Here is an 8,934-nt window from a genome sequence, read left to right on the forward strand (position 1 = left end):
ATCAGGTCAGGGCGCGAATGGCCTCTGCCAGGTCAATCGCGCCGTCATACAGCGCCCGGCCGGAAATCGCGCCGTTCAATTCCACACCGCAATCTCGCAGAGCAATCAGATCATCCAATGAGCTGACGCCGCCTGACGCGATCACCGGGATCGATACGGCACGGGCCAAGTCCGCGGTGGCCTCAATGTTAGGGCCCTGCATCGCGCCATCGCGGTTGATATCGGTATAGATGATTGCAGCAACGCCAGCGTCTTCGAAGCTGCGCGCCAGATCAGTGACCTGTACATTCGTCTCTTCAGCCCAGCCTTTGGTCGCGACCATGCCGTTGCGGGCATCAATGCCAACGGCAACTTTGCCGGGAAAGGCTTTGGCCGCCTCGCGCACCAGATCCGGGTTCTCAACCGCGATTGTGCCCAGAATCACTCGGGCCAGACCTTTGTCGATCCAGGTTTCAATGGTGACCATGTCGCGGATACCGCCACCAAGCTGGGCGGGAACGTTGCATTCCTTCAGAATTGCCTCGACTGGGGCGGCGTTGACCGGCTCACCGGCAAATGCACCGTTCAGGTCAACCAGATGTAGCCATTCGCACCCCGCGTCGACAAAGGCACGGGCCTGGGCGGCGGGGTCTTCATTGAACACGGTCGCTTTGTCCATTTCTCCGCGCAGCAGGCGCACGGCCTGTCCGTCTTTGAGGTCGATGGCAGGATAGAGGATCATGTTGTCAGGCCTTGAATCGCTGTTTTCCCGGCGGGATATCGCACAGGCAGGGCAGGGGATGCAACGCGACGCAAAGTCAATCTTGCCCCACGTCCACCAGCGCGCCAGACTGCTGGTCAAATAGGGAGGATTTTATGAAGAAAACAGCTTTTGCAGCAGCCTTGGGGCTGGCATCTCTGATTTCGGGAGCGGCGATGGCCGACCCGGTTGACGGTCTTTGGAAAACCCAGCCCGGAGACTCCGGCGGGTATCTGCATGTTTCGATCGCCGAATGCGGCAGCGCGATTTGCGGTACCATCGATACCGCTTTTGACAAAGACGGGAATGAACAGTTGGAATATGAAAACCTCGGCAAGCAGATCATCTGGGATATGGTGCCCGATGGCGACGGCACCTATGGCGGGGGCAAGATCTGGGCTCCGGACAGAGACAAGACCTACAGCTCGAAAATGACCTTGGACAGCCAGAACAAGCTGACCGTCAAAGGTTGTGTTGCGGGTGGATTGGTGTGTCGCGGGCAGGACTGGACACGGGTTCAGTAACCGCTCAGGGCGTCCAGGTCAGGAAATTCCCGATCATGCGCAGGCCCACATCCTGGCTTTTCTCAGGATGGAACTGCATCCCGACCATAGTGTCACGGCCAATTACGGCCGTGACGTCCTGACCGTAATCCACATAGGCCAGACGCTGTGACGGATCGCTGACCCGGAAATGGTATGAGTGGACGAAATAGGCGTGATCGCCTGATGTGACCCCGGCAAAGACAGGGTGTTCGCTTTCCAACACCAGATCGTTCCAACCCATATGCGGCACTTTCAGCGACCGGTCTGACGGCGCAATCTGCACCACATCCCCAGCAATCCAGTCCAACCCATCGGTGTCAGTGTACTCATGACCTTTCGAGGCCATCAGCTGCATACCGACGCAGATACCCAGAAATGGGCGGGCTTTCTGCTCGACCGCTTCGACCATCGCGTCATAGATACCCTTGTGCCCGCGCAGCTCGGCCGCGCAGGCAGGGAAAGCGCCGTCGCCGGGCAGCACCAGCCGGTCGGCGCGCGCCACGACATCCGCGTCGGATGTGACCACGACCTCGCCGGAGTCCAGTTCCCGCGCCATGCGCTGAAACGCCTTTTCAGCGGAATGCAGATTGCCGCTTTCATAGTCGATAATGGCGGTGAGCATTTACAACGCGCCCTTGGTCGACGGAATCGCATCTGCTTTGCGCGCATCGGTCTCAACCGCGTCGCGCAATGCGCGCGCGACAGCTTTGAACGCCGCTTCTGCGATGTGGTGGCTGTTGAACCCGTGCAACTGGTCGATATGCAGCGTGATGCCGCCATGAGTGGCCAGCGCCTGAAAGAACTCGCGCACCAGTTCAGTGTCGAAGGTGCCAATCTTGGGTGTCGGCAGGTCTACGTTCCAGATCAGAAACGGTCGCCCTGACAGATCCAGCGCACAGCGCACCTGTGCATCGTCCATCGGCAGGTGACATTCGCCATACCGCCGGATGCCCTTTTTGTCGCCCAAGGCCTGTGTCAACGCTTGCCCCAGTGCGATTCCGGTGTCCTCGACCGTGTGGTGGTCGTCGATGTGGTAATCGCCCTTGGCACGGATCGTCATGTCGATCAGAGAATGGCGCGCTAACTGATCCAGCATGTGGTCAAAGAAACCGACGCCGGTCTGATTGTCATACTGGCCGGTCCCATCCAGATTGACCTCGACCGTGATCTCGGTTTCGGCGGTCTGACGGCTGATCTTTGCGCTGCGCATGGGCGAATTCCTTTTACTACAGGCGTGCTTATAGACGGGGTAGGGCGGGTTGATCCAGACCATCCGTCGCAATCGCCGCAAACTGTTGCAGGGGATTGCGCCCGGGCGCAGCCCATGTCAGCCTGCGGCCAACTCAACCAACAAGGCTCGGCCCATGTCCACTTGTGTTTTCATCCAGATCCGCTGCAAACCTGGCACCACTTACAAGGTGGCTGAAGAGATCGCGTTGCGCGAAATCCACTCGGAGCTCTACTCTACCAGCGGCGAATATGACCTGCTGCTGAAGCTTTACATCCCCGAGGCCGAGGATGTGGGACATTTCATCAATGAAAATCTGCTGGTGATCTCGGGTATAGAACGCTCGCTGACCACAATGACGTTCAAGGCGTTCTAGCCCTGCTCAAACGTTGTCACGCGGAAGATTCGGTCCGGGTCGTGATCGGAGTACTTCGGCGCGGTGTCAAAGACGTTCTTATGCGCCGTCCGCGCGGCCAATGTGAAGGTGGCTTTGTTCGGTTGCGGCATATGAACATATACGCGGGTCATGCTTTTTCAGCAGGCCGCACCATAAGAAAACAGCGTTGAGTGAGAGGGTTTGTATCTGGAGCGGGCGAGGCGATTCGAACGCCCGACCCTAACCTTGGCAAGGTTATGCTCTACCCCTGAGCTACGCCCGCATCAGATACATATTTGGTCCGGAGACCTCTCAATGGAGCGGGCGAGGCGATTCGAACGCCCGACCCTAACCTTGGCAAGGTTATGCTCTACCCCTGAGCTACGCCCGCGCCGTTGAGTGAGGCGTGAAGTATTAATTCTGGCGGAAAGCTGCAAGGGGAAAAACGCGACTTTTGCAAAAAATCTTCTCGTGCGGAGGAAATCCAGACAGACTTGACCTCGCGTAGCAGCAGCCCGGTTCAACTGGACCGGTCGAGATTCCGCGTTAAGCTTTGCCCAGAGCTTAGGAATATTAATAGACGGAGCCACCCATGCTGACAATTACACCGGTTTATGCGGCATTAGCCGCCTTTTTGTATCTGGCGCTGAGCCTTCGGGTCATTGGCCACCGACGGGGCGAAAAGGTTTCCTACGGGGATGGTGGCAAGGGGCAAATGATCAAGGCGATCCGAACTCATGGCAATTTCGCGGAATACGCGCCGTTTGCGCTGTTATTGATGGCGATGGTTGAATTGCAGGGCGCCAGCGGGTTGCTGTTGAACCTGTTGGGATTGGCCTTGCTGGGTGGTCGCCTGCTTCATGCATATGGGTTTGGCAGGTCTCCGCAGATCGTTATCCTCAGGCAAATCGGAATGCTGCTGACATTTGGTTCAATCTTCGTAGCTGCAATAGCCAATATTGTGCTGGCGGTGTGAGCGCGGTGGGTCGCACACGCCGAAAAAAGCCACCATTTTACCCAAATTCAATTATTAACTAACTGTCAACGTTAACTCAGGTGCTTGATTTTGTGGTATCTGCTGCCACTGCTCAAGAAGGACAGGTGAATAATATGAAACGGTTCTTGTTACTTTCGCGTGTAATTGCGACCTCATTTCTGCTGCTTGGCGCTGTAAGCTTTGTGGCAGTTGTTGCCGTACCTGATATGGCCATCGCCAAAAATGGTGGCGGCAAAGGTAATGGCGGTGGCAAAGGCAATGGTGGTGGAAATGGGAACGGCGCGGATAAGTCTGGCGACAAGTCCTCACAGGTGAAAGGTGGCAAGTCCTTGGGTAAAAAGGGGACTGGCAAAGGGTTGCTCGCCAGTCTTGGCCTGAAAAAGCAAAAAACTGCCAAAACGGGCGCTACGACTCAAAAGAAAAACGGGCTGGTCGCTTCGATTGGTAATCTGGTCAAGGGCAATAAGAAACCTGCCAAGATGACCAAAGTTACCACTGCTGTCGTTGATGAGGAGCCGGTTCACCCCAACAAGCACGGCAAAATTGCATCGGAGCTTAAAGGTCTGAACGCAGCCCATGCCAGCCAAACGGCTCTTATGAATGCGTCTCCGAACAGTATGCCAGGAAAACTGTACTCTTATCAGCAGAGCATTCTTGGTCATACCGATGCGGCGACAGATCTGCAGGATAAGAACGACGAACTGGAAGACCTGCAGGAACTGACCGCAGAAGAGATCGAAGAGGCCTATGAGCCGACCGAAGACGAGCTTGCCGAGGGCATCACCGCTCAGGACAAGTACGACGACGCGGTCGAAGAGGCTGCGCTGGCAGTAGAGGAGGCCGAGACAAACCTGGCCGGATCTTCTGACCCGCAAGAGGCTCTGGATACTCTGACCGGCGGTCGCGAGTTGTCTGACGACGCCCTGAACGAGCTGCACGACCTGCTGGGTCTGCCGGCGCTTGCGGATTATGATGTTTCTGGTGATGAAACAGAAAAGGCATTGGTCGAAGATGAGGTTGAAGGAGAAACCGTAGACGGCTGAACCTTAACCCAATGAAATGGAAAAGGCGCGCCCCAGAGGCGCGCCTTTTTTTGCTATTCCAGCTCGATCAGCAGGTCCTTGGCGTCAATTTGGCCGCCTGGCTGAACGTGGATGGCTTTGACTACGGCGTCCCTTTCGGCGTGAATGCCAGTCTCCATCTTCATGGCCTCGATGGTCAAAAGCATATCGCCTTCTTTGACCTCTTGTCCCGCAGTAACCGCAACGGTTGCCACGACACCCGGCATCGGTGCGCCGATATGTGCGAGGTTGCCGATTTCCGCTTTGGGTCGGGCCTGCGTGGTTGACGTCACCAGACGGTTTGGCACCCGGATCACACGGGGCTGACCGTTCAGTTCAAAGAACACTTTGACCTCACCATTTTCATCGGTTTCACCGATGGCCTGACAGCGAATTTCCAGAGTCTTGCCGGGATCGATTTCCGCGGCGATCTCTTCGCCGGGCTCCATTCCATAGAAGAATGTGCGCGTGGGCAGGGTGCGGACGGGGCCATAGATCCGATGGCGACCCATGTAATCAAGGAACACCTTGGGATACATCAGGTATCCGTTCAGATCCTCGTCGTCGACCTCTTTGCCGTCCAGTTGTTTGGATAGCTCGGCGCGCGTTTCCTCCAGATCGACCGGGGGTACGTCTTTGCCGGGGCGGTCAGTGTTGGGGCTTTCGCCCTTAAGCGCCTTGCTGATGATCGCATCAGGGAACCCGCCCGGAGGCTGCCCCAGATTGCCGCGCATCATGTCGATGACCGAATCCGGGAAGGCCACGTCCGAGTCCGGGTTTTCGACATCGGCGCGCGTCAGCCCTTGGCTGACCATCATCAGCGCCATGTCGCCAACCACTTTTGACGAAGGCGTGACTTTGACGATATCGCCGAACATCTGGTTCACGTCCGCATACATCTGCGCCACTTCATGCCAACGCTCTTCCAGGCCAAGGCTGCGCGCCTGAGCCTTGAGGTTAGTGAACTGGCCACCGGGCATCTCGTGCAGATATACCTCGGATGCAGGGGCCTGCAGGCTGGATTCAAAGGCCGCATACTGGCCTCGGACCACCTCGAAATAGTCGCTGATTTCGCGGATGGCTTTGATGTCCAGACCGGTGTCGCGTTCCGTATGGCGCAGCGCTTCGACCACAGTGCCCAATGTCGCCTGAGAAGTGTTGCCACTGAAGCTGTCCATCGCGCAATCCACTGCGTCCACACCCGCCTCGGAGGCGGCCAGAATGGTGGCGCTGGCGATACCGGCAGTGTCGTGCGTGTGGAAGTGGATTGGCAACCCGACCTCTTCTTTCAGCGCACGGATCAAAATCTTGGCCGAGGCTGGTTTCAGCAGGCCGGCCATGTCTTTCAGGCCCAGAATATGAGCCCCGGCATCGCGCAACTCTTTCGCCATGCCAACATAGTATTTTAGGTCATATTTGGCACGGTTCGGGTCCAGAATATCGCCAGTATAGCAAACGGTGCCTTCACAGATTTTACCGTTCTCGACCACCGCATCCATCGCGACACGCATATTTTCGACCCAGTTGAGAGAGTCGAAGACGCGAAACACGTCGATATTTTCTGACGCCTGACGAACGAATTCCTGCACCACGTTGTCGGGGTAATTGGTGTATCCAACCCCGTTTGCACCGCGCAAAAGCATCTGGGTCATCAGGTTCGGCATCACCTCGCGCAGGTCACGCAGACGTTGCCACGGACATTCCTGCAAGAACCGATAAGCCACATCGAAAGTGGCGCCGCCCCAGCATTCGACGCTGAACAGCTGCGGCAGGTTGGCCGCATAGCTCGGGGCCACTTTGATCATGTCGATCGACCGCATCCGCGTCGCCAGCAGCGACTGGTGCCCGTCGCGCATCGTGGTGTCGGTGATCAGCAACTGGCGCTGAGCCTTCATCCAATCGGCCACCGCCTGCGGGCCCTTTTGTTCTAGCAGATTGCGGGTGCCCATCTGCGGCTCACTTTTCAGAGCCGGGGCCTTGGCCTCTTTCAGATCGGTACGCGGTGCGGGACGATCCTTGGTCTCAGGATGCCCATTCACGGTGATATCCGCAATATAGGTCAGAACCTTGGTGCCCCTGTCACGGCGTCGTTTAAAGGTGAACAGCTCGGGCGTCGTGTCGATGAACTTGGTGGTGTATTCATTCGACAGGAAGGTCGGGTGTTTCAGCAGGTTGATGACAAAGTCGATATTGGTGCTGACGCCACGAATACGGAACTCGCGCAGCGCTCGGTCCATTCGCGAAATCGCGGCCTGTGGCGTCGGGGCCCAGGCCGTGACCTTGGTCAGCAGCGAGTCGTAGTACCGCGTGATTACACCACCCGCATAGGCCGTGCCGCCATCTAGGCGAATACCCATGCCAGTAGCCGAGCGGTATGCGGTGATGCGACCGTAGTCGGGAATAAAGTTGTTCTGTGGGTCTTCGGTTGTGATCCGGGTCTGAAGGGCATGACCGTTCAGGTGCACATCCGCTTGGCTGGCGGCGCCGGTGGCTTCGGCCAACGATTTGCCCTCGGCGATCAGGATCTGTGCCTGCACAATGTCGATACCTGTGACTTCCTCGGTGACGGTATGTTCCACCTGAACGCGCGGGTTCACCTCGATGAAGTAGAACTTGCTGGTTTCCATATCCATCAGGAACTCGACGGTGCCTGCGCATTCATAATTTACATGGGCGCAAATCTTGCGGCCCAGTTCGCAGATTTCCGCGCGTTGTTCTTCGCTGAGATACGGGGCAGGCGCGCGTTCCACGACTTTCTGATTACGGCGCTGGACCGAGCAGTCGCGCTCATACAAGTGGTAAATTTCGCCATGTTTGTCGCCCAGAATCTGCACCTCGACATGGCGGGCGCGGATAATCATCTTTTCCAAATAGCCCTCGCCATTGCCAAAGGCAGCCTCGGCTTCGCGGCGGCCTTCCAGGACCTTTTCTTCCAGTTCGTCCTCGGATTCGATTGGGCGCATACCGCGGCCACCTCCGCCCCAGGATGCTTTGAGCATCAGGGGATATCCGATCTCTTTGGCTTGTGACCGGATCGCGTCCATATCGTCGCCCAGCACTTCGGTCGCAGGGATCACCGGAACTCCGGCGGCGATGGCCACGCGGCGGGCGCTGGCCTTGTCGCCCAAGGCGCGCATGGTTTCGGCCTTTGGTCCAATGAAGGTGATCCCGTTCTGGACGCAGGCATCCACGAAATCTGGGTTTTCCGACAACAAGCCATAGCCCGGGTGGATGGCATCCGCACCACATTCCTTGGCCACGCGAATAATCTCGTCAATGCTGAGGTAAGCGGCAACCGGCCCCATCCCCTCGCCGATGCGATAGGCCTCGTCCGCCTTGAAACGGTGCAAGCCAAGCTTGTCCTCTTCCGCATATACGGCGACTGTGCGTTTGCCCATCTCATTCGCTGCGCGCATCACGCGAATGGCAATCTCGCCGCGGTTGGCGATCAGGATCTTGTCGAAATGTGTCATATCAGGTCCCGGTCCTGTTTGTTTGGCGAACTTCTAGGCGAACAATACGCGCAGGTATATCGGTGATTTGGGTAGAACCGGCATGTTAACGCTCGCAAACGCCTCCTGTTGGTGAATGCTTGATAGCCTTGCTGCGCTGCGGCATCAAGACTGGTGAATTGCGGCGTGATTTGGTGTGTTCATTAAGGACTTTTTGACCAAGGTCGGCAGGTGCTTTGCCGAGTTTCGACACATTAGGCAAGTTGCGCGCATGGTCGTGCCGGGTGCCGAGCCGATTGACTTCAAGAACGTTGGGAATGAAAGGCCTGACCGTGTCCGGTTATCGTGGATGTGTAGCCCCGAGAGGTTTTGGGCAGATCGTTTGCGTGCTGCTCGCCTCAAATCATTGCGTTACTTCTTTATCCGATCCTCTGAAAGATCACCGACCGTTTAAGAGTCTAGGCTCCAGACTCATTGATTTACAGCCAGAATAGGACTGTAGCAGCGAGAGCGATGGCCGAGAGGAATACCTTTGG

The 8,934-nt window shown here is 57.0% G+C and carries 9 protein-coding genes and 2 tRNA genes; 4 read left to right on the forward strand and 7 right to left on the reverse strand.

Features of this window, described 5'->3' with window-relative positions; all coding sequences use genetic code 11:
- Window position 1 precedes the first annotated feature (1 nt).
- Window positions 2-721, reverse strand: a complete 720-nt coding sequence (gene hisA, locus AC2FJV_RS04645; protein WP_496693811.1) for a 1-(5-phosphoribosyl)-5-[(5-phosphoribosylamino)methylideneamino]imidazole-4-carboxamide isomerase — start codon at window positions 719-721, stop codon at window positions 2-4.
- Window positions 722-855: 134 nt separating this feature from the next.
- Between hisA and AC2FJV_RS04650 the strand changes: the two genes are divergently transcribed.
- On the forward strand, window positions 856-1,263 hold the full coding sequence (locus AC2FJV_RS04650; RefSeq protein ID WP_496693810.1) for a DUF2147 domain-containing protein: 408 nt from the start codon (window positions 856-858) through the stop codon (window positions 1,261-1,263).
- Between the two features lie 4 nt (window positions 1,264-1,267).
- Here the strand turns inward: AC2FJV_RS04650 and hisH are convergent, their stop codons facing one another.
- Window positions 1,268-1,906, reverse strand: a complete 639-nt coding sequence (gene hisH / locus AC2FJV_RS04655) for an imidazole glycerol phosphate synthase subunit HisH (RefSeq protein WP_496712839.1) — start codon at window positions 1,904-1,906, stop codon at window positions 1,268-1,270.
- Window positions 1,907-2,494 carry an imidazoleglycerol-phosphate dehydratase HisB gene (gene hisB, locus AC2FJV_RS04660; protein ID WP_142636880.1) on the reverse strand — a complete coding sequence of 196 codons (588 nt, stop codon included), beginning with the start codon at window positions 2,492-2,494 and terminating at the stop codon, window positions 1,907-1,909.
- Window positions 2,495-2,648: 154 nt separating this feature from the next.
- Between hisB and AC2FJV_RS04665 the strand changes: the two genes are divergently transcribed.
- Window positions 2,649-2,888 carry an Lrp/AsnC family transcriptional regulator gene (locus AC2FJV_RS04665; RefSeq protein ID WP_142636899.1) on the forward strand — a complete coding sequence of 80 codons (240 nt, stop codon included), beginning with the start codon at window positions 2,649-2,651 and terminating at the stop codon, window positions 2,886-2,888.
- On the opposite strand, the gene AC2FJV_RS04670 is transcribed toward AC2FJV_RS04665, so the two are convergent.
- The 3 genes from AC2FJV_RS04670 to AC2FJV_RS04680 form a co-directional block, all read right to left on the reverse strand.
- Window positions 2,885-3,040 carry a hypothetical protein gene (locus AC2FJV_RS04670; protein WP_185956685.1) on the reverse strand — a complete coding sequence of 52 codons (156 nt, stop codon included), beginning with the start codon at window positions 3,038-3,040 and terminating at the stop codon, window positions 2,885-2,887. The genes AC2FJV_RS04665 and AC2FJV_RS04670 overlap by 4 nt on opposite strands.
- Before the next feature lie 56 nt (window positions 3,041-3,096).
- Window positions 3,097-3,171 (reverse strand) — tRNA-Gly (locus AC2FJV_RS04675).
- A 33-nt stretch (window positions 3,172-3,204) separates the two neighbouring features.
- Window positions 3,205-3,279, reverse strand: a tRNA-Gly gene (locus AC2FJV_RS04680).
- A gap of 201 nt (window positions 3,280-3,480) precedes the next feature.
- Here AC2FJV_RS04680 and AC2FJV_RS04685 point away from each other — a divergent pair.
- Both AC2FJV_RS04685 and AC2FJV_RS04690 read left to right on the forward strand, forming a co-directional pair.
- Window positions 3,481-3,864: an MAPEG family protein gene (locus AC2FJV_RS04685; protein WP_142636882.1), complete on the forward strand. Its 384-nt coding sequence runs from the start codon at window positions 3,481-3,483 to the stop codon at window positions 3,862-3,864.
- Window positions 3,865-3,998: 134 nt separating this feature from the next.
- Complete coding sequence (locus AC2FJV_RS04690) at window positions 3,999-4,928, forward strand: hypothetical protein (protein ID WP_496712841.1); 930 nt, start codon at window positions 3,999-4,001, stop codon at window positions 4,926-4,928.
- Between the two features lie 53 nt (window positions 4,929-4,981).
- On the opposite strand, the gene AC2FJV_RS04695 is transcribed toward AC2FJV_RS04690, so the two are convergent.
- Window positions 4,982-8,419, reverse strand: coding sequence for a pyruvate carboxylase (locus AC2FJV_RS04695; RefSeq protein WP_496712843.1), 3,438 nt, complete (start codon window positions 8,417-8,419; stop codon window positions 4,982-4,984).
- Between the last annotated feature and the right edge of the window lie 515 nt (window positions 8,420-8,934).

This window comes from Ruegeria sp. CDSA241 (assembly GCF_059611265.1).